Below are 19,612 nucleotides of genomic sequence, written 5' to 3'. Positions count from 1 at the left end.
GTGACCGAACCCGCCGAGACCATCAAGTACCGCAAGAACGGCCTCACCCGCGGCGTCACGGACGAGCTCGCCGAGAACATGAAGCAGGGCTGGGCCGACACCGAGCGCCTCGCCCTGGAGCCGATCCCGCAGGCTGCGCACACCGCCCGCCGCCGCGCCGAGCTGTCCGCGGCCTTCCCCGGCGAGCTGCTGGTGATCCCGTCCGGCAACCCGAAGGTGCGGGCCAACGACACCGACTACCCGTTCCGCCCGTCCTCCGACTACGTCTACCTGACCGGCGACCAGTCCCAGGACGCCGTGCTGGTCCTGGAACCGACCGGCGACGCCGGCCACCGGGCCGCCGTCTACCTGCGCGACCGCTCCCGGACCGACAACGGCGAATTCTGGCTGGACAACCACGGCGAGCTGTGGGACGGCCGCCGCAACAGCCTGACCGAGAGCGAGCGCCTGCTCGGCCTGCCCTGCCGGGACGTCCGCACCGTCCACGCCGATCTGCGCGCGGCCACCGGCCCGGTGCGCGTGCTGCGCCGCCACGACGCGGGCGTGGAGCAGTCCCTCCAGGGCCGGGCCGTCGCCGAGCGGGACGCGGAGTTCGAGGTCTTCCTGTCCGGCCAGCGCCTGGTCAAGGACGAGTTCGAGATCGCCGAGCTGCGCTTCGCCTGCGAGGCCACCGCCCGCGGCTTCGAGGACGTGGTGCGCATCCTCGGCACCGACACCGAGACCCCCGAGCGGCTGATCGAGGGCACCTTCTTCGTCCGGGCCCGGATCGAGGGCAACGACATCGGCTACGGCAGCATCGCCGCGGCCGGCCCGCACGCCACCACCCTGCACTGGGTGCGCAACAACGGCCACGCCAAGCCCGGCGACCTCCTGCTACTCGACGCCGGCGTGGAGACCAACCGCCTGTACACCGCCGACGTCACCCGCACCCTCCCGGTCAGCGGCCGCTTCACCGACCTGCAACGCAAGGTCTACGACGCGGTGTTCGCAGCACAGGAGGCCGGCATCGCCGCGGTGAAGCCCGGCGCCGACTTCCGCGACTTCCACCACGCCGCCCAGCGCGAGCTCGCCGAACACCTCACCTCCTGGGGCCTGTTCGGCGACCTCACCGCCGACAAGGTGTACGAGCTGGGCCTGCACCGCCGCTTCACCCTGGCCGGCACCGGCCACATGCTCGGCATCGACGTCCACGACTGCGCCCACTCGCGCACCGAGGAGCACGTCGACGGCCCGCTGAAGCCGGGCATGGTGCTCACCGTCGAGCCGGGCATCTACTTCCAGCAGAACGACCTGACGGTGCCCGAGGAGTACCGCGGCACCGGCGTCCGGATCGAGGACGACATCCTGGTCACCGAGGACGGCAACGAGAACCTCTCGGCCGGCCTCCCCCGCACCTCCACCGAGGTCGAGGCCTGGCTCGCCGAACTGCGAGGCTGAGCCCCCGGAACGACAGCTGCGGCACCCGGGAACGCCCGGGTGCCGCACGTCGCAGTGCCGCGTGCAGAGCGTGAGGCGTCAGAGTGTCGGCAGCGGTTCGTCGAGCCCCGGCTCGCGCCCCTCGGTCAACCAGAAGACGTAGCCCCGCAGGTAGTCCTCCAGTCCGTCGTCCAGGTACGCCGCGTACCCGCGCAACGCCTCGGGGTCGTTGCGCCCGTCGGTGTCGGCCAGTTCGGCGGCGATCCACTCCCGGACGGCGTCCCGCCCGTGCCACCACGCCCGGACGGTCTCCGGCGTCCAGTAGTCGTCGCCGTCGCAGTTGAAGCCGCCGATCGGCTCCATCTGGGCGACCCCGACGAGGGCCGCCAGCTCCCGGAGTCCGCCCGGCTGGCGGTAGACGAACTCGCAGTGCTCCTCGCCGGAGAGGACGTGCGCGGGCAGGTAGAACGGCCCGTTGAGGCCGGTGTCCGTCATACCGGCGTAGAACGGTCCGGGCACGCCCAGCCGGCTCCGGTCCTCCCAGCGCCCGTCACCGACCCCGCCGCCGGAGAGCCGGACGGCCGACAGCGGGTCCCAGTAGGCGACTTCGTCCCAGGGCCCGTCGGCGGGGTAGTTCAGCAGGTCGCCGTGGAACCGCTCCAGCGACCTCTGGAGCCCGTCCTGGAAGGCCTCCTCGCCGTGGTCCGGCCGACGGAACCACCGCCTCGGCATTCGCATACGTCCCACGGTATCCGGCCGTCACGCGCCCTCCCGCCGCCGGGGCATGTCCCGGCGGGCTGAGGCTACTTCAGCTTCCCCAGCGCCGTCCCCACCCGCTGGACGGCGTCCACGGACGGGGGCGGGATCAGGCGGTCAGCGGCTTGACCCAGCGGCTCCACTGCGGTTCGGGACGGTATCCGGCGGCCGCCCAGGTGCGGTGGCCGAGGGCGTTGTCGTCCAGCACCATGGCGTCCGCGCGTCGGCCGCCGAGCGCGGCGAAGCGCTCCTCGGCTGCGGCGAGCAGGGCGGCGCCGATGCCCCGGCGGCGGTGGTCGGGGTCGACGGCGAGCCGGTAGAGGTGACAGCGCCAGCCGTCCCAGCCGGCGATCACGGTGCCGAGGACGGCGGCCGGGTCGCCCGCCGGGGTGGCGACGATCAGGCACTCCGGATCCCGGGCGAGCAGCGCGGCCACGCCCGGGGCGTCGTCCGTGATGCTGGCGCCCTTCGCCGCCCGGGCCCAGAGGGCGAGCAGGGCGGGGATGTCGTCGGGGGTGGCGGTGCGCAGGGCGATCCCGTCGGGGGCAGCGGTGCGCGGGGCGGTCTCGTCGGTCATGGCGGCCTGTCTAGCAGGCGGTTCCGCCCGGCGGCCGGGAATTCCGCAGCCTGGACGGACGGGCCGTCAGCCCAGCCGCCACACCGTGGTGGTCTTGACGGCGGTGTCCTCCAGGTCGGCGACGACCGGCACCTGGTAGGCGGCGAGCGCGGTGAACCGCTCCCGGGGCAGGTAGGCCCGGCCGGGGTCGCCGACGATGACGGTGGCGCCGCGCGCGGCGGCCCGTTCCAGGAAGGGCAGGAAACGGGCGGCCATGGCCCGTTCGTAGAAGACGTCGCCGGCGAGCACCACGTCGGCCGGGGCGCCGTCGCCGTCCACCAGGTCCACCAGCGCGGCCTCCACGCGCACGCCGTTGGCCTCGGCGTTGAGGCCGATGGCGGCCACCGCGTAGGCGTCGATCTCGGCGGCACGCACGGACGCGGCGCCGCTCAGCGCGGCCGCGACGCTGACCACCCCGCCCCCGGCGGCCACGTCGAGCACCGCCCGCCCGGCCACCAGCTCGGGGTGGTCCAGCACGTGGCGGGCGACGGCCACCCCGCCCGCCCAGGCGAACGCCCAGAACGGCGGCGGCAGTCCGACCTCCCCCCGCGCCCGCTCGGTGGTCTCCCACAGGGTGATCGCGTCCTCGGCCATGTGCAGGCCGACCTCGGGGACGAACGGGACGGGCTTCAGCTCAGTCTCGCGCCGGATGAAGGCGAGGTCGGCCTCCGACGGATCGGCCTCCGACTGGTGGGTCTCCGACTGGTGGGTCTCCGGCTGATCGGTCTCCGGCTTGAGAGTGCGCAGCTCACTCGGCATCTCCGCAGCATAGGGCCCGCACGGGGGTGCTCACGCCCGCCGCAGCTACTGGAGGCCGGCCGCGGAACAGGCGGCGGCGTAGTCCGGCGTGCAGATCTGGGCGACGGTGAAGAGGCCGTCGGCGACCACGGTGGCCTTGATGTTGTCCTTGGTGAGCGCGACCGGGGCGATCAGGCCGGCCGGCACCTTGTCGCTGCTGCCGCTGGTCACCGTGGTCGGCACGAGGGCACCGCCGATTTCCTGGCCGTAGGCCAGGTCGACGGCCAGTTGCGCGGCCACGTCGGCCTCCGACTTGAAGGGCTTGTAGACCGACATGGCCTGGGCGCCCGCCAGGATCCTTTGCACGCCGTCGAGTTGGAAGTCCTGGCCGGTCAGCGGGACACTCCGGCCCGACACCTCGGAACCGGACGCGCTGGAGTCGACCGCGCTGGGTGCGGCAGCGTTCGGATCAGCCGTGTTGGGGTCGGCCGCGTTCGGGTCAGCCGTGTTGGGGTCGGCCGCGTTGGGATCGGTGGGCGAGCCGTTGGTCGTGATCGTCTCGCCGCCGTCCGCCGTGCCGTCCACCGCCGCCGCGGCCTGGCCCCGCAGTTCGACGACCTTGCGGTTGTCGAAGGACACGTAGGCGTCGACCGGCCCCTGGGCGAGGCGGTCGTAGGCGACCACCTTGACGCCCGCGTCGTGCGCCTTCTGGATCGACGCCTGGATCGACTTGGCGTCCACCGCGTCCAGGATCAGCACCTTGGCGCCCTTCTTCACGGCGGCGTCGATCTGGGTCTGCTGGACGGCGGCGTCCTGGCCGGCGTCGTAGTAGTCGATCTGCGCGTCCGGCGCCAGTTCCTTGATCTTCTTCTCGATCAGCGGCCGGTCGAACTGCTCGTAGCGGGTCGTCCTGGTCTCCGGCAGCAGCAGGGCTATCCGCCCGGCTCCCCTCCCGGCCGCGGCCGGGAGGGGAGCCGGGCCGCCGCCGGAGCCGCCGCTGGACGACTGCGACGCGCTGTCGCAGGACGCCGCGCCCAGGCCGAGGGAAATCGCTGCGGTCACCGCGAGGACGCGGCGCAGCCCGATGCTCATGAGGATGCCTTTCCGATTGGTTGGGTCCACCCCTCTTTCGTTCGAGTCTGGGAACCTTCGGCCGCGACCACGATCCCGGTGCGCCGAATGGGTCTCAAGCTTCCGTCGGCGGGTGTCCGTCAAAAGGTGTCCGTCAAAAGGCGTCCGCGAGGCGGAGGCTGGCGGGACAGCAGGCAGCGGCCGGGGGCCGGCGGGACGGCGATAGACGCCGGAGGCGTAGGGCATCCCCCCGGACAGCCCTACGCCTCCGGCAGGCCCCAGGGCTGCGGGCCCCCGTCGGCCTCACCCCCGTTCGTCGACCACCCGCCGGATCTTCCCGACCGAGCGCTCCAGCGCGTACGGCTCCACCACCTCGACCGCGACCGTGACGCCCACCCCGTCCTTCACCCCCCGGACGATCGCCTCCCGCGCCGCAGCCCGCTGCTCGGCCGGGGCGTCCGGCCGCGCCTCGACCCGGACGGTCATGCGGTCCAGCCGTCCCTGCCGGGTGAGCCGCAGCTGGAAGTGCGGCGCGACGCCCGGGGTCCGCAGCAGGACCTCCTCGATCTGGGTCGGGAAGACGTTCACCCCGCGCAGGATGATCATGTCGTCGCTGCGGCCGGTGACCTTCTCCATCCGTCGGAAGGCCGGCCGCGCGGTGCCGGGCAGCAGCCGGCTGAGGTCGCGGGTGCGGTAGCGGATGACCGGCAGCGCCTCCTTGGTGAGCGAGGTGAAGACCAGTTCGCCGCTCGCACCGTCGGGCAGCACCTGGTCGGTGAACGGGTCCACGATCTCCGGGTAGAAGTGGTCCTCCCAGATGTGCAGCCCGTCCTTGGTCTCCACGCACTCCTGCGCGACGCCGGGGCCGACCACCTCGGAGAGGCCGTAGATGTCGACGGCGTGCAGGTCGAGCCGGTCCTCGATCTCGCGCCGCATCTCCTCCGTCCACGGCTCGGCACCGAAGATGCCGATGCGCAGCGAGGTGCTGCGCGGGTCGACGCCCTGCTTCTCGAACTCGTCGAGCAGGGTGAGCAGGTAGGAGGGGGTGACCATGATGATCTCGGGACGGAAGTCCTGGATCAGCTGCACCTGCCGGGCAGTCATGCCGCCGGAGGCCGGGATGACGGTGCAACCGGCCCGCTCGGCGCCGTAGTGCGCGCCCAGGCCGCCGGTGAACAGCCCGTAGCCGTACGCGATGTGCACCTTGTGCCCGGGCCTGCCGCCGGCCGCGCGGATCGACCGGGCGACCACGTCGGCCCACATCGAGAGGTCGTGCTCGGTGTAGCCGACGACGGTCGGGCGCCCGGTGGTGCCGCTGGAGGCGTGGAGCCGGCGGACCCGCTCCATCGGGACGGCGAACATGCCGAACGGGTAGCCCTCGCGCAGGTCGGCCTTGGTGGTGAAGGGGAAGCGGGCGAGGTCGGCCAGGGTGCGACAGTCCTCGGGGCCGACGCCGGCCGCGTCGAACTTGCGGCGGTACAGCTCGACGTTGTCGTACGCGTGGCGCAGGGTGGCCCGGAGACGGGTGAGCTGGTGGGCGCGCAGCTCGTCAACGCCCATCCGCTCGCCGGCGTCCAGCAGCGCGGGCGGGATCGGCTCACCCAGGCGCCGGGCGGGCACTTCGCCGCAGGCGGGCGCTTCACCGTAAACGGGCGCTTCGCCGTAGGCGGGCTCATCGCCGTACGGGCGCGGGGCGGGTGCGCTGCCGGTCATCGTCGCTCCTCCGCAGGTCGGCCAGGACGGGCGCACCGACCGATCGTTCGGTCAGGACGACCCCCACGCCAAGTAACCCAGCGCCCGCACCGACTGTCAAGGGGTCGCACACCGGATCCGGAATGTGAAGTTCCGACCACTTCGGGTGGAGATCGGACCCCCACCTTGGCTGTCCGATATGAAAATCATTACAGAAGTTTGACCCGTGCACGGCATCACCCGGCCCGACCGCGTGGTTCAGTAGTGCGGCTTCTCCCCCGCACCCCGGAGTGATCACCGTGCCCACGACTCCAGCCCTGGTCAGCGCGCTGCGCGAACTCGGCGACCGACCCGCCGTCGTCGCCGACGGGCGCGCGATCAGCGGCATCGGCCTGCTGCTCGGCGTCTCCCCGCCGGGCGGCCTGCCCCGGGCCCTCGCCCAGCGCGTCGCCGCCCACGCCGCGCTGCCGCCCTCCGCCGCCCGCACCGCCGAACAGCGGCTGCGGCACTGGGCGGGCGTCCTCGGCCCGCCGCCCATCCGGCACACCGTGCTCCACCCCGCCACCGACCTCGCCGTCGAACTGGCCCTCGCCACCCTGCTCGCCGGCGGGACCGTCCACTGCGGCGACCCCCGGCAGGACCCCGAGCGGCAGCTCGTCGACCTCGCCGCCAGCGCCACCACCCACCTCAGCCTGCCCTCCACCCTGCTGTGGCGACTCAGCCGCCGCCCCGACCTGGCCGACCACGACCTCGGCGCCCTGCGGCTCGTCCTGCACGTCGGCCCCGAACCCCGACAGGACGACGTGTACGCCGCCGTCGACGCGCTCGGCGCCGTCCTCGCCCACGTCCGCGCCCCGCACAGCCACGCCGAAGCCGCCGACCGGCGACTGCGTACCGCCGCCGACGCCGCCGACGCCATCGCCTGGAAGCACGCCATAGGCGTCACCGCCGAACAGGTCCAGGCCTTCGGGACCCACCTCGACCACGCCGTACTGTCCGCGCTGCTGCTGACCCTCCAGCAGAGCGGCGTCCTCACCGACCCCGGGCGCGGACACACCGAGGCCGAGATCCTCGCCGCCGCCCTCGTCACCCCCGCCCAGCGGCCCCGGGTCGGCCGCTGGCTCGACGCCCTCACCCGGCACGGCCTGATCACCCGGCACGGCGACGTCCACTACGGCCGACCCGAGCTCACCGCGGCCGAGGTCCGGGAGGCCTGGCGGCCCGCCGTCGAGGCCTGGAACGACGGACTCGGCCCGGTCTCCGCCCTGGACCGGATCCGGCGCGGCGCACTACGGCTGCCCCGGCTGATCACCGGCGAGGAGGCCCCCCGCCCGGCCGCCGCCCCGATCCGCTGGACGGCCGCCCGCGGCTACCTCGGCGCCGCCCTCGGCGCGCTGGTCCGCGGCATCGCCGAGACCCACGACGGGCCGCAGCCGCTGCGCATCCTCGAACTCGGCCAGGACGACGCCGACTCCACCGTCACCCGGGCCCTCGCCACCCGGCCCCGCCCCGGCGCCGACCACCACCAGCTGCCCGACGGCGGCCGATACGACCTCGTCGTCGCCACCGTGACCGGCCACCCGGACACCGTCGTCCCGGAGCTGGTCGACCAGCTCGCGCCCGGTGGGCAGCTGCTGCTGCTCGCGCCCACCGGCGAACAGCTCGACCTGCTGATCACGGGGGACGCCGAGGCCCGCACCGACTCCCCGACCTTCCCCGCCTCCCCTGTCCACCCTGCCGCTCCCGCCCACCCTGCCGCTCCCGCCTTCCCGGTGTCCGCCGCTGCCCCCGGCTTCCCCGCCTTCCCGGCGCTCCCCGCCGAGCGCTGGCGGGCCGCCCTCACCTCCGCCGGCTGCCCGACCGTCCTCGCGCTGCCCGAGGACGGGCACCCGATGGGACTGCTCGGGCAGCGGCTGTTCGCGGCGCGGATGCCCTGAGCCGCCGCTACCATCGGGCCATGCCCGACTCCCCCGTGGCGGCCGGCTCCGTGCTCAGCGCCCTGTCGGCCGGCTCCCGGCTGAGCCTCGGCTCGCTGTTCTCCGCCCGTTCCCGCTGGTCGGTACGGTCCCGGCGGCCCGGCGGCGGGCGGCCCGTGGCCGGGCCGTGAAGCCCGGGTCGTGCACCACCACCCGATGCGTACCATTTCGATACCGAAGCCGGGATGAGCTGCAAGGATTCTCGCCCAGCGGGCCCACCCCCGGGTAGGCTCCGCTTGTCCTCCGGCCCTGGCGCAGGCGGCCCCGCGCCGCCGTGCCGCGTTCCGGGGGTGGCACACCCCCGCGGGCCATTCGGTGGGCACCGCGCACTCGACACCGCGCGCCAGGGCAGTCGCGCGAACGGCGAAGGGCATCGCATTGGCGGATCGGCTCACCGGAGGAGACTCCTCGCTGCTGCGGCGGATCAACGCGGCGGTCACGCTTCGGGCGCTGCGGACCGGCCACTCCGTGACCCTCACCCAGCTCGTCGGCGAGACCGGGCTCTCCCGCCCGACCGTCGAGGGCGTCATCGAGGGTCTGGTCGAAACCGGGCTGGTCGCCGAGGTCGACCAGCCCAAGGAGGACGGCCAGCCCGGCACCGGCCGGCGCGGCCGACCGGCCCGCTGGTTCCGCTTCCGCGCCGAGGCCGGACACATCCTCGGCATCGAGGTCGGCGTGCACGACATCCACGTCATCCTCGCCGACCTCACCGGCGAGGTGGTGGGCAGTCACTTCAAGCCGGTCGACGAGACCCTGGACGCCGAGGACCGGCTCGCCGCCGTCCGCACCGCCGTCGCCGAGGTCCTGCGCAAGGCCGGCATCTCCCGCGACAACCTCTGGGCCGTCGGCATCGGCACCCCCGGCATCGTCGACCGCGACGGCACCATCCAACTCGGCACCGCTATGCCCGGCTGGACCGGCCTCGACCTCGGCGCCCGGCTGCGGCGCTCCTTCCGCTGCCCCGTCCTGATCGAGAACGACGCCAACCTCGCCGCCATCGCCGAACACTGGCAGGGCGCGGCGGTCGGCGCCGGTGACGTCGTCTTCGTCATGGCAGGCCTCAGCCCCGGCGCAGGCTCCCTCATCAACGGCAGGCTGCACCGCGGCTACGGCGGGGCGGCCGGCGAGATCGGCGCCCTCCACCTGCTCGGCCAGGAGGTCACCCCCGAGCGGCTCCTCTCCACCACCGGCAAGCCGCTCAACCCGCTCGACGAGGCCGCCGTCGCCCGCGTCCTGCGGCTCGCCAGGGAGGGCGACGAGGTCGCGAAGGTCGCCATGGACCGCTTCCTCACCCGCCTGGTCCAGGGCGTCGCCGCGCTCGTCCTCGCCATCGACCCGCAGCTCGTCGTGATCGGCGGCTGGGCGGCCGGCCTCGACGGCGTCCTGGAGCCGCTGCGCGAGCGCCTCGCCCAGTTCACCCTCCGCGCGCCCGAGGTGGCGCTCGCCGCGCTCGGCTCCGAGGTCGTGGCGATGGGCGCGCTCCGCGTCGCCCTCGACCACGTCGAGGACCAGCTGTTCGCCGTCGACCCGCCGACCACCGGCAACGGCCGCGCCTGACGGCCCCGGACCGCCCCGCCCTGGGTTGAACCCGGGGCGGCGGTCCGGACTCAGCTCCGCCCGGGCAGCGGTCCGGACCCAGCTCCGCCCGGACCACTCCGCCCACACAACTCAACCCACACAACGGCCGAGGCCCGGACGCCAGTTGGGCGTTCGGGCCTCGGTCTGAGGGTGTCGGAAAAGTGGTTCAGGAGGCGGTGCGGACCTCGGCCGCAGCGCCGACCGGGGTGACCTCGACCAGCCCGGTCGAGCCGAAGGTCAGCTTGCAGGTGTCGGCCCGGTAGGTGGCGACGGCGAGCGCCACCAGGCGGCCGGCCGACGCGTACTGGGTGGTCATCACCAGCACCGGCGAACCGGGCGGGCGCTCCAGCAGGGCGGCCTCGTCGGCCTCGGCGACACCCAGCTCGACCGCGCGGGACTCGCCGTCCACCTCCAGCCGCTCCAGCTGGCGCAGCACCGAGCGGGCCCGGTCGCTCTCGGCCCGGAAGCCGGGCAGGTGCGGCAGCGCGGCGGCCGGCACGTGCAGCGACTCGGTGGCCACCGCCCGGCCCTCCACCAGGCGAACCCGGCGGACGGTGTGCACGGTGGCGCCCTCGGCGATGCCGAGGCCCTTGGCCAGTTGCGCCGGGGCGGGGGCGGTGGTGCAGTCGACCGTCCGCCAGGCGTGGCTGCGGCCGACGCCGGGCCAGCCCTCCTCCTGCCGGTTGACCGGGACGCCGACCCGCGGGGCGGCGATCAGGGTGCCGATCCCCCGGCGACGCACCAGGCGACCCTCCAGCTCCAGCTGGTCGAGGGCCTGCCGCAGGGTCGCCCGGGCGACCCCGAAGCGGGCGGAGAGCTCGCGCTCGTTGGGCAGGACCTGGCCGGTGGAGAACTCCGAGTCGATGGCCCGCAGCAGCACCGTGCGCAGGTGCCAGTACTTCGGTTCCGGCACCGCCGAAAGCTGTCCAGTCGTCCCCACCGTGTCCTCCACCCTGCTTCGTCCACCCTGCGGTAAGGAGGGCGGATCCCGGGCCCGCTGTCCGCGGATGCGGCAGGTGGGAGAGCGGGCTTTTATCCGTCCTTCTTTATTAAAGGTCTTTGCAGTAAGCGACCCTAGGGGCATCGTCCGGAGATGGTCAAGACCAATGGCGCGGCTTGGTGCGACTGTCGCACACATTCATGCCGCGTTCACGTCATCCCGCGGCGGCGCGCGTCACGCTTCGGCGCAGGCCCCGGCACTCGGTAGGCTGCCCGGGTGATCGTGGTGACGAGTGTGAACGTGAACGGAATCCGGGCGGCGGCCAAGAAGGGCTTCGTCGAGTGGCTGGCCGGCACCGAGGCGGACGTGGTCTGCCTCCAGGAGGTGCGCTCCGAGCCGGAGCAACTGCCCGTCGAACTGCGCGACCTCGACGGCTGGCACGCGGTCTGGGCCCCCTCCGTCGCCAAGGGCCGGGCCGGCGTCGCCGTCCTGTCCCGCCAGGAGCCGCAGCGGACCGTCATCGGATTCGGGTCCGAGGAGTTCGACAACACGGGCAGGTACGTCGAGATCGACCTGCCGGGGCTGACCGTCGCCAGCCTCTACCTCCCCTCCGGCGAGGTCGGCACCGAACGCCAGGACGAGAAGGAACGCTTCATGGCGGAATTCCTCGTCCACCTCACCGCCCTCCGCACCCGCGCCGCCGCCGACGGCCGCGAGGTCGTCGTCTGCGGCGACTGGAACATCGCCCACCGCCCCGAAGACCTCAAGAACTGGAAGGCCAACCAGAAGTCCGCCGGCTTCCTCCCCGAAGAACGCGCCTGGCTCTCCCGCGTCTACGACGAAGCCGGCTACGTCGACGTCGTCCGCACCCTCCACCCCGACCGCACCGGCCCCTACTCCTGGTGGTCCTACCGCGGCCGCGCCTTCGACAACGACTCCGGCTGGCGCATCGACCTCCAGGTCGCCACCCCGGGCCTCGCCGCCCGCGCCACTGACGCCCGCGTCGAACGCGCCGCCACCCACACCGAACGCTGGAGCGACCACGCCCCCGTCACCGCGGCCTACGACCTCGGCGACAACTGACCCACACGCAGCCACAGTTGAGCAGAGCCCAGGGGCGGCCTCGACCGACGGCGCCTCCCCGGGTTCAGGGCCGCTCGCATCACCTGACGAGGCCTGCCAGCTCGCCCGGGCCGGTTTGACAAGTCGATTCGTTCACAGCCTCCCGCCACGGGCGTCTCGATCACTGCCTAGTACTCCAGCAGGACTTCTCCATTCCCACTGGCCAACGGCCTGGGAGTGGGGAGTGTAGCCGGGTGGGGGCGGATGTGGGGCAGTCTTGGCCGCCCCGTCCCGCCAACGGGTGACCCCTGCGCGTGTAGTGGCAACGCTGCGGGCAGTCAGCCCTCGTGAGCGATGCACCAACCAGCGTGTGGGCAAAAGAACTTGGCGATCTACTCCTGCGTATCGGCGGTCGTTTCTCCCGTGTGGAGCCCCGGCGCCGGATGCGGGACCACGTCCGCGGACTTATCGGCCCGGTAGGCCACAAGAACGGCTGGCAGCTGGCCGAATATGCCGGTCACGCCACGCCTGACGGCCTGCAGCACCTGCTGTCCCGCAGCCGCCGGGACGCGGACGAGGTTCGCGACGATCTGCAGGCCTACGTCGCCGAACATCTCGGTGCCGACGACGGCGTACTGATCATCGACGACACCGGCTTCGCGAAGAAGGGCCATCACCTCCGCAGGCGTACAGCGCCAGTACGCCGGCACCGCCGGGGCTTGTATTTCAATTACTGCTTGCTCTGGTGGAGTTGGTGCGAAGGTGGAGCATGACTGTGCGTCCGCCCGTCACGGTGTTACGGGCCAAGTTCGATCGGATCCTCCCGCACTTGGACGAGCGGTGCCGTCGGCTTTACCTCGCCAGTGAGGCTGCCGCCATCGGCCACGGCGGGATCGCCCTGGTGGCTGCCGCGTCCGGGGCCAGTGTCTCCACTGTCTCGCGTGGTGTCACCGAGTTGGCCGGAGACCCGCCGACGGCGAGGAGGGTTCGGGCTCCGGGAGCCGGCCGCAAGCCGTTGACGGTCACCGATCCCGGCCTGGTGCCGGCGCTCGAGGCGCTGATCGAACCGCACACCAGGGGTGATCCGGTCTCCCCGTTGCGATGGACCACCTTGTCACTACGGGCTCTGGCCTCGGCCCTCACGTCGCAGGGCCATCCGGTCAGTGCCTCGACCGTCGGGCGCCTGCTGCACGGCCTGGGCTACAGCCTGCAGGGCACCGTCAAGACCACCGAGGGCGCCGGCCATCCGGACCGTGACGCCCAGTTCGCCCACCTGAACGCCACGGCCACCGCCTTCCTCGACGACCGGCAGCCGGTGATCAGCGTCGACACCAAGGCCAAGGAATGGCTCGGCAGACGCGACCGGCCCGGCCGCACCTGGCGGCCCGGCAAGAATCCGATCAAGGTCGACTGCCACACCTTCACCACCAGCGACCGGCCCGTCGCCATCCCGTATGGAATCTACGACATCGCCACCAACACCGGTTGGGTCAACGTCGGGACCGACCACGACACCGCCGAGTTCGCGGTGGAGTCCATACGCCGCTGGTGGCAGAACCGCGGACGAGTGCACCACCCGAACGCCACCCGGCTGCTGATCACCGCCGACGCCGGCGGCTCCAACGATCCCCGCCGCTGGACCTGGAAGAAGCACCTGGCCGCCTTCGCCCTGGAGAGCGGCCTGGAGATCACGGTCCGCCACTTCCCGCCGGGCACGTCGAAGTGGAACAAGATCGAGCACCGGATGTTCTGCCACATCACCGCGAACTGGCGTGGCCGACCGCTGACCAGCTACGAGGTCGTCATCGAGACCATCGCCGCGACGACCACGCGGACCGGGCTGACCATCGGCGCCGAGCTGGACACCGGCAGCTACAGCCTGGGCTCGACAGTGACCCCCGCCGAGTTCCAGGCCCTGCCGATCACTGCCGATGCGTTCCACGGCGACTGGAACTACACGCTGGCCCCTGTCCCGCCCCGAACGTCACCCGCGCCGGCGCCCGCCCGGCGGATCGACCCCGCCCTGACCGAGATCCTCAGCAATCCGGCCCTGACCGGCATGCCACGGTCCGACTTCGACCGCCTGGTGGCAGTCTCCGAGCCGTACTGGGACGCACTCGCCGAGGCCGCCTTCCAGCGCCGCTTCCACCGTCCGCGCAGCTATCTCCACCCGCAGACCAGCAGCCTCGACCACTACCACCGGATCTTGGCAGCGCTCCTACGCCGCCGAGGAGCGCTCACCAGCACCCTCCTCGCCCAGCTGCTGGGCGTCACCCGCACCAACCTCTCCAACCAGTTCCAAGACGGCAACCGCCTCCTGGACCTCCACCGCGTCGCCGTCACACCACTGCCCGGGTCAGCCGCCCGAACCATCGAACAGCTTCGAGTTCGCTTACCTGACGCGGATCACCAGGAAGGTCGACCCTGACAGTTATTCAGAAACGCCTCCCCGGCCGCACCGAGAACTGCCAGATCGGCGTCTTCGCCGCCTACGCCACCAGCCGGGGGCACACCCTGGTCGACCGCGAGCTCTACCTGCCCAAGTCCTGGACTGACGACCGCGAACGCTGCCGGGCCGCCCGCGTGCCGGACGATCGCGTCCTCGCCACCAAGGGCGAGCTGGCCCGGATCATGATCCTTCGGGCCCTCGCCTCGCCCCTGCCCATCGGCTGGGTCACGGCGGATGCCACTTACGGCCAGGACTCCCGCTTCCGCTGCCTCCTCGAAGACGTGCAGATCTCCTACGTCGTGGCGGTGCCCAAGTCCCAGCAGGTCCACGGCCCGCGCATCGAGCACCTCATCGGCCAGGCCCCGACCGGGGCCTGGCAGCGGCTGTCGGCCGGAAGCGGCGCGGAGGGCGAGCGGTTCTACGACTGGGCCGCCGCTCGCCTGCCCGCCGTGTGGGAGTTCGACGGCGGCGAACCCACCCGCCAGCGGTGGATGCTGGCCCGCCGCAGCATCGCCAAGCCCGACGATCGCCTACTACCTCGTCTGCGCACCGCTGGCGGCCACCGTCGCGGGCCTGGTCCGTGTCGCCGGCTGCCGCTGGAAGATCGAGGAGTGCTTCCAGAGCGCGAAGAACGAATGCGGCCTGGACCAGTACGAGGTCCGACGCTACGTGGGCTGGTACCGGCACATCACACTCGCCATGCTCGCCCACGCGTTCCCGGCCACCACCGCCAGCCAGGAACGCGAAAAGGGGGCACCGAACGGGACACGCCCGACCTCGTGGACCTCACACCAGCCGAGATTCGCCGTCTGCTGGCAACTGAACCCCGCCACCGTGCTCCACACCGCAGCCACGCGATGAGATGGTCCCGCTGGCGCCGCAGACACCAAGCACGTGCTCGCCGCTGCCACTACACGCGCAGGGGTCACCCGTTGGCGGGACGGGGCGGCCAAGACTGCCCCACATCCGCCCCCACCCGGCCACACTCCCCACTCCCAGGCCGTTGACCAGTGGGAATGGGGAAGTCCGGCTGGAGTACTAATAGGCCCGACCGCGGCCCTTCCTCAAGGCCACCCAACGGCTGCAAGACTTCCACAAGTTGCTTGCAGAGATCCGTCATTGTGGGTGGACAGACCCTGCCATGACCGGGCGGTGACCCGGCTGCAGGCAGAATGGGGGCAAGGTCGTGAACAGTCCACTCAGAGAGTGCATCCCGGCCGCGCAGGGGAACGCGCGCTGGGCAACGATGGCGGAGTGCAAGCGGGTGCTGGTTGTCGTCCACACCTTGGTCTACACGCAGCGGCTTCGGGACACCTTCGCGCTCCTCGGTTCGGACTTGAGGATCCAGGTCGTCTTCACAGTGGCGCCTCACGCCTTCAACGAGGGTGTGACCGGCTACCTGTCGGCGCTGGGGGGCGCGGTACTGCCGTGGGAGGTGGCGACGACCGTCGAGTTCGACCTGGTGCTGGCTGCTGGTTCCCAGGGCATCGACCAGTTGCGAGGACCGGTGGTCAGACTTCCGCACGGTGCCGGGCACCAGAAGCTTTCTCCCGTCGGCGAAGACGGCCAGCGGAGCATCTCAGGTCTGGGACAGGAGTTCCTCACCTGGCAAGGAGAGCTCACCTGCACCTCCTACGCTCTCGCGCATCAGGACGACCTGACAGAGCTTTCGGCATCATGCCCCGATGCACTCCGGGTGGCGGAGGTTGTCGGCGACGTCGACCACGACCGGCTGGCGGCCAGCATCCCCTACCGCTCCGAGTATCGACAGGCTCTCGGACTACGAGACAACGAGCGATTCGTCCTCGTCTGCTCCACATGGGGCACCGGCTCGGTGTTCGGTCAGCCGGACAACCTGCTACCTCGCCTCGCCACCGAGCTTCCCCCCAGCCGCTTTCGGACGGCAATGCTCGTCCACCCGAACGTTTGGGCAGGACACGGGGGTTGGCAGGTCCGATCCTGGGTTGCCGGCACGACACAGGGCGCGGTCACGCTGATCGCGCCAGAAGCGGACTGGCGCCCGCTCCTGGCCGCGGCAGACTTCGTTATCGGTGACCACGGGTCTCTGACGCTCTACGCCACCATGACCACAGCCCCCATCGTGCTCGCCCGCTTCCCCTTCCGGGAAGTCAACCTGCGGTCACCCGGGGCAGTCCTGGCCCGGACCGCACCTTCGCTGTCATTGACGCATCCGCTCGACCGGCAGCTCGACTATGCCGAGAGACAGTACCGGCGGGACGAGTACGCACTGATCGCGGCCCGCATCTCCTCCGAGCCCGGGCGGTTCAGCTGCAACATGCGAAGGCTGCTCTACCGTGTTCTGGAGCTGGGTGAACCCGCACACGAACCCGAAGGAGGGCGCGTTGCCCTTCCGTACCCGCTTTCGGGGGTGTCACAGTGGCAGTGACTGTGCAGGTCAGACTGACCAGAGAGACGCGCAGGAACCACACAGCCTCATGGATGGCGCAGGTCGCATCGACTGCCGACTCAGCCCGGCTGGTTCGGCTCACAGCAACTGCACAGGAACGTCAGGCCGACGCCATCCGGTCGCTGGCGGACGAGCATCTCTCCATCGGGCTCACCACTCGCTGCGACGAGAGACTGCAGCCACACGCTGACGTACTGCACGAGCATCGGCTGTGGGGCCGTCGCGATGCCGAGCTGAGGGCGGCCGACACAATCTGGCGCTTTCCGGGATGCGCGGTAGCGGCTGTGGGTTACCTCGACGGACTTGTCGTCGCGACCAGGACAGGCAAGTCTGTACAAGTGTCACGGGTCGGCGGCCACGGTTGCGAAGCTGCCGTGATCGGCTCTCTGATGCATGCCTGGCTAGCCACCGGCAGGGCCGCGGCTGACCTCCTTACTGTGGCGCCAGCCCAGGACGACTATGCCGGCGGGAGGGCGTCGATCCTGCCAGCCAGACGGCTGGTGTCCAACGCATCCAGTGACTGGTAGATCGCGAGGGACTGCCCGTAGCGCATCAGTGCATCGGCCGGGCACCCTCTCTGTTCCGCAAGTTCCCCCATCAGTTCCAAAACACGCGCTTCCCAATGCCGGGAACCAAGCTGCTGGAACTCGCTGAGCGCGTTGTCCAAGCATTCCTCGGCAGAGGAGTGCTGGTGGGATACGGCATGAGCCCGGCCGAGCCAAGCCATCGCCCTGGCGGCCTCGTATCGGTCAGGGAGCGCAAGGAGTTGTTGGTGCGCCTGCCTCAGCAGGCGCACCGCATCACCATGTCGGCCCTCGGCCAGCCTCACTTCTCCGAGCGAGAACCGGGCAAGCGCCGCGCCCCGCACGTAGCCAAGCGACTCCCTCAGTTCCAACGCGTGACTGAACGACTCGGCCGCACGGTCCAGTTGGCCGACGGCCTGATGGGCATGGCCCAAGCCGTGGTGGGCGTCGGCTTCGGATCGCGGATCACCGACTATCCGAGTGAGCGTCAGTGCATCGCTGAACCACTCGGCAGCATCGGTTGACCGGTTTGCGTTCCGAAGTCCATGGCCGCCGGAGGTGAGCATCCGAAGCTCCCCCAGCCGATCGCCAGCGCGACGGGCCGCAGCGAGCCCGATCTCATATGCCTCGATCCACAGGCTGTGGGGGCGAAGTCGAAGAAAGAGGGGCCACATCGCGTCGGCAAGTTGCCACACTGTCCGGTCGGCTCCAGCCGCCGCCCCACTGCGCAGCATCGCCATCAGGTGGCCGCGCTCCACGTCGAGCCACGCCAGAGCCTGGAACTCATCGGCAAAGTCAGGCAGCCCGGCAGGCGGTTCATGGTAGTCGCGAGCGAGGTTTCGGTGACTGGGACTGATCAGTGCCTCGGCCTGTGTCGTCGCTGCGAGGTACCACTCGAGGACGCGACGGAAGGCCGCCTGAGTGAGCTCGACCGGATCCTTCTCCAGCGCCCATGTGCGAGCGTGCAGACGAACCAGGTCATGGAAGCAGTATCGGCCGTTGCCCAGGTCTTCAAGCAGGTGAACTTCCGCGAGAGCATCGAGCAGTCGATCGGCGTCTCCGACCCGGACGCCGGCCACCGCCCCAGCCGTAGCTGGTGTGATGTCGGGGAGCGGCAGCAACCCGAGAAGCCGGTACAGACGGGCGGGCTCTTCGGCGAGTACGCGGCAAGATGCGTCCAGAACGCCCCTTACAGCTGTCTCACCGTCGATCCGTAGCGCGTCCAGCCGATCACTCTCACGTGCGAGTGCATCGGCGGTGACTGCAAGGGCCTGGTGCGGCCTGGCGGCCACGCGAGCCCCGGCCAAACAGACGGCCAACGGCAGGCCCGCACATCGGGCGATCACCTGGTCAGCGGCAGCCTGTTCGGCAGCTACCCTGTCGGCGCCGATTCGGGCTGAGAGGATCGCTGCGGCTGACTCACGATCGAGCAGGCCCACAGGGTGGAAACTGGCACCATCGATGCCGAGGCCGGTCAGACGGGCCCGGCTGGTGACGACTGCCAGGGAAGAGCCTGATCCAGGGAGCAGTGGGCGAACTTGTGCAGCGCTGAGAGCGCTGTCGAGGAGAAGAGCGATGTGGCGCTGCGAGGCCGTGGAGCGCCACAGAGCGACGATCTCCGCGACTGGCAAGGGAACGGAGGCCACCCCAAGCGCGCGCAGGAATCCGCCAAGGACCTCGGTCAACTCAGCCGGTCCGTCAGGGGCATGGGCCCGAAGGTCTGCATAGAGAAGGCCGTCGGGGAATCGTGAGCTCAGTCCGCGCATCCAGCTTGTCGCCAGCGCGCTCTTGCCGACTCCTGCGGGCCCGGACAGCACGATCGTCAGCCCTCCGTCCCCGGGCGCATCTCCGAGGAAGGCGTCAAGCCCCTCCATCTCTCGGGTGCGCCCCAGGAGGCGCACAGGGGCGGGTGGAAGCTGTTGAGGAATTGGAAGCTGCGCGGGCGCAAGAATCTGGAAGTGCACGCCCCCATGGATGTCTCGTGCTTGTACGACACCGCCAGCGACATCGGCCGAGCCCGAGATCGTATTGCGGAGTTCGCTCTGTGAACCCGTCCGGCCACGGCTGCTGTCCGCCAGCCATCGCGCCAATTCCATGGCCAGTTCAGGGCTCTGCGCCGATCGTTCGACCAGCAGCAAGGCAAGCGCTGCCAGCGCCGATTCGCGATCGGGCCCGGTGAGTCCGCGCAGCCACAGTTCCGCGAGACCGCCTGAGCCGCCGGCAGTGACGTGCAGCCAGGACCCGATGGCTGCCAACGACGACGGCGTAGCCCTGTGCAGTGCCGATTCGACCATGTCCGTGTTCAGTGGTCCCATTTCGCCCCCGGCTCTTACCACATAGCACGCAAACCTACGAAGAGTATGCGA

Annotated in this window: 14 protein-coding genes and 2 pseudogenes; 9 read left to right on the top strand and 7 right to left on the bottom strand. The window is 71.2% G+C overall.

The window, feature by feature from the left end; genetic code table 11:
• On the top strand, window positions 1-1,437 hold the full coding sequence (locus AB0O82_RS28035) for an aminopeptidase P family protein (protein WP_363586701.1): 1,437 nt from the start codon (window positions 1-3) through the stop codon (window positions 1,435-1,437).
• A gap of 78 nt (window positions 1,438-1,515) precedes the next feature.
• Here AB0O82_RS28035 and AB0O82_RS28030 read toward each other — a convergent pair whose 3' ends face one another.
• From AB0O82_RS28030 to paaK, 5 genes are all read right to left on the bottom strand, one after another.
• Window positions 1,516-2,154, bottom strand: coding sequence for a hypothetical protein (locus tag AB0O82_RS28030; protein ID WP_363586700.1), 639 nt, complete (start codon window positions 2,152-2,154; stop codon window positions 1,516-1,518).
• 127 nt (window positions 2,155-2,281) lie between these two features.
• On the bottom strand, window positions 2,282-2,749 hold the full coding sequence (locus AB0O82_RS28025; RefSeq protein WP_363586699.1) for a GNAT family N-acetyltransferase: 468 nt from the start codon (window positions 2,747-2,749) through the stop codon (window positions 2,282-2,284).
• 66 nt (window positions 2,750-2,815) lie between these two features.
• Window positions 2,816-3,547 carry a 50S ribosomal protein L11 methyltransferase gene (locus tag AB0O82_RS28020; protein ID WP_363586698.1) on the bottom strand — a complete coding sequence of 244 codons (732 nt, stop codon included), beginning with the start codon at window positions 3,545-3,547 and terminating at the stop codon, window positions 2,816-2,818.
• Window positions 3,548-3,592: 45 nt separating this feature from the next.
• Window positions 3,593-4,618, bottom strand: a complete 1,026-nt coding sequence (locus AB0O82_RS28015; protein WP_363586697.1) for a substrate-binding domain-containing protein — start codon at window positions 4,616-4,618, stop codon at window positions 3,593-3,595.
• Window positions 4,619-4,900: 282 nt separating this feature from the next.
• On the bottom strand, window positions 4,901-6,157 hold the full coding sequence (paaK, locus tag AB0O82_RS28010; RefSeq protein ID WP_363586719.1) for a phenylacetate--CoA ligase PaaK: 1,257 nt from the start codon (window positions 6,155-6,157) through the stop codon (window positions 4,901-4,903).
• Between the two features lie 431 nt (window positions 6,158-6,588).
• Here paaK and AB0O82_RS28005 point away from each other — a divergent pair, with 431 nt between their 5' ends.
• The 3 genes from AB0O82_RS28005 (at window position 6,589) to AB0O82_RS27995 (ending at window position 9,822) form a co-directional block, all read left to right on the top strand.
• A complete protein-coding gene (locus AB0O82_RS28005) occupies window positions 6,589-8,226 on the top strand; it encodes a hypothetical protein (RefSeq protein WP_363586696.1) in 1,638 nt (545 codons plus the stop codon).
• Window positions 8,227-8,246: 20 nt separating this feature from the next.
• Window positions 8,247-8,396 (top strand): hypothetical protein, encoded by a 150-nt coding sequence (locus AB0O82_RS28000; protein WP_363586695.1) that lies wholly within the window; start codon window positions 8,247-8,249, stop codon window positions 8,394-8,396.
• A gap of 247 nt (window positions 8,397-8,643) precedes the next feature.
• Window positions 8,644-9,822: an ROK family protein gene (locus tag AB0O82_RS27995; protein WP_363586694.1), complete on the top strand. Its 1,179-nt coding sequence runs from the start codon at window positions 8,644-8,646 to the stop codon at window positions 9,820-9,822.
• Window positions 9,823-10,009: 187 nt separating this feature from the next.
• On the opposite strand, the gene AB0O82_RS27990 is transcribed toward AB0O82_RS27995, so the two are convergent.
• Window positions 10,010-10,783: a GntR family transcriptional regulator gene (locus AB0O82_RS27990; protein WP_363586693.1), complete on the bottom strand. Its 774-nt coding sequence runs from the start codon at window positions 10,781-10,783 to the stop codon at window positions 10,010-10,012.
• A gap of 276 nt (window positions 10,784-11,059) precedes the next feature.
• Between AB0O82_RS27990 and AB0O82_RS27985 the strand changes: the two genes are divergently transcribed.
• The 5 genes and pseudogenes from AB0O82_RS27985 to AB0O82_RS27965 all read left to right on the top strand — a co-directional run bounded on the left by AB0O82_RS27985 (window position 11,060) and on the right by AB0O82_RS27965 (window position 16,701).
• Complete coding sequence (locus AB0O82_RS27985) at window positions 11,060-11,866, top strand: exodeoxyribonuclease III (protein WP_363586692.1); 807 nt, start codon at window positions 11,060-11,062, stop codon at window positions 11,864-11,866.
• A 347-nt stretch (window positions 11,867-12,213) separates the two neighbouring features.
• Window positions 12,214-12,562, top strand: a pseudogene (locus tag AB0O82_RS27980) (transposase); the annotation flags it as partial.
• Window positions 12,563-12,614: 52 nt separating this feature from the next.
• Window positions 12,615-14,245 (top strand): annotated as a pseudogene (locus AB0O82_RS27975) (ISAzo13 family transposase).
• Between the two features lie 24 nt (window positions 14,246-14,269).
• The gene (locus AB0O82_RS27970) at window positions 14,270-15,301 is read left to right on the top strand and encodes a transposase (RefSeq protein ID WP_363586718.1); all 1,032 of its coding nucleotides are present in this window, start codon (window positions 14,270-14,272) and stop codon (window positions 15,299-15,301) included.
• Between the two features lie 179 nt (window positions 15,302-15,480).
• The gene (locus tag AB0O82_RS27965; RefSeq protein WP_363586691.1) at window positions 15,481-16,701 is read left to right on the top strand and encodes a hypothetical protein; all 1,221 of its coding nucleotides are present in this window, start codon (window positions 15,481-15,483) and stop codon (window positions 16,699-16,701) included.
• A 478-nt stretch (window positions 16,702-17,179) separates the two neighbouring features.
• On the opposite strand, the gene AB0O82_RS27960 is transcribed toward AB0O82_RS27965, so the two are convergent.
• The gene (locus AB0O82_RS27960) at window positions 17,180-19,561 is read right to left on the bottom strand and encodes a tetratricopeptide repeat protein (RefSeq protein WP_363586690.1); all 2,382 of its coding nucleotides are present in this window, start codon (window positions 19,559-19,561) and stop codon (window positions 17,180-17,182) included.
• Window positions 19,562-19,612 lie beyond the last annotated feature (51 nt).

Source organism: Kitasatospora sp. NPDC088264, from assembly GCF_040685715.1.
GTDB lineage: Bacteria > Actinomycetota > Actinomycetes > Streptomycetales > Streptomycetaceae > Kitasatospora.
Note: the sequence above shows the minus strand (reverse complement) of the source record. Positions and strands in the feature narration are given on the sequence as shown.

Coding starts and splice junctions, on each gene's coding strand:
- AB0O82_RS28030 (WP_363586700.1), bottom strand. CDS start 2,154: ATGCGAATGCCGAGGCGGTGGTTCCGTCGGCCGGACCACGGCGAGGAG.
- AB0O82_RS27960 (WP_363586690.1), bottom strand. CDS start 19,561: ATGGGACCACTGAACACGGACATGGTCGAATCGGCACTGCACAGGGCT.
- AB0O82_RS28025 (WP_363586699.1), bottom strand. CDS start 2,749: ATGACCGACGAGACCGCCCCGCGCACCGCTGCCCCCGACGGGATCGCC.
- AB0O82_RS28000 (WP_363586695.1), top strand. CDS start 8,247: ATGCCCGACTCCCCCGTGGCGGCCGGCTCCGTGCTCAGCGCCCTGTCG.
- paaK (WP_363586719.1), bottom strand. CDS start 6,157: ATGGGCGTTGACGAGCTGCGCGCCCACCAGCTCACCCGTCTCCGGGCC.
- AB0O82_RS28015 (WP_363586697.1), bottom strand. CDS start 4,618: ATGAGCATCGGGCTGCGCCGCGTCCTCGCGGTGACCGCAGCGATTTCC.
- AB0O82_RS28020 (WP_363586698.1), bottom strand. CDS start 3,547: ATGCCGAGTGAGCTGCGCACTCTCAAGCCGGAGACCGATCAGCCGGAG.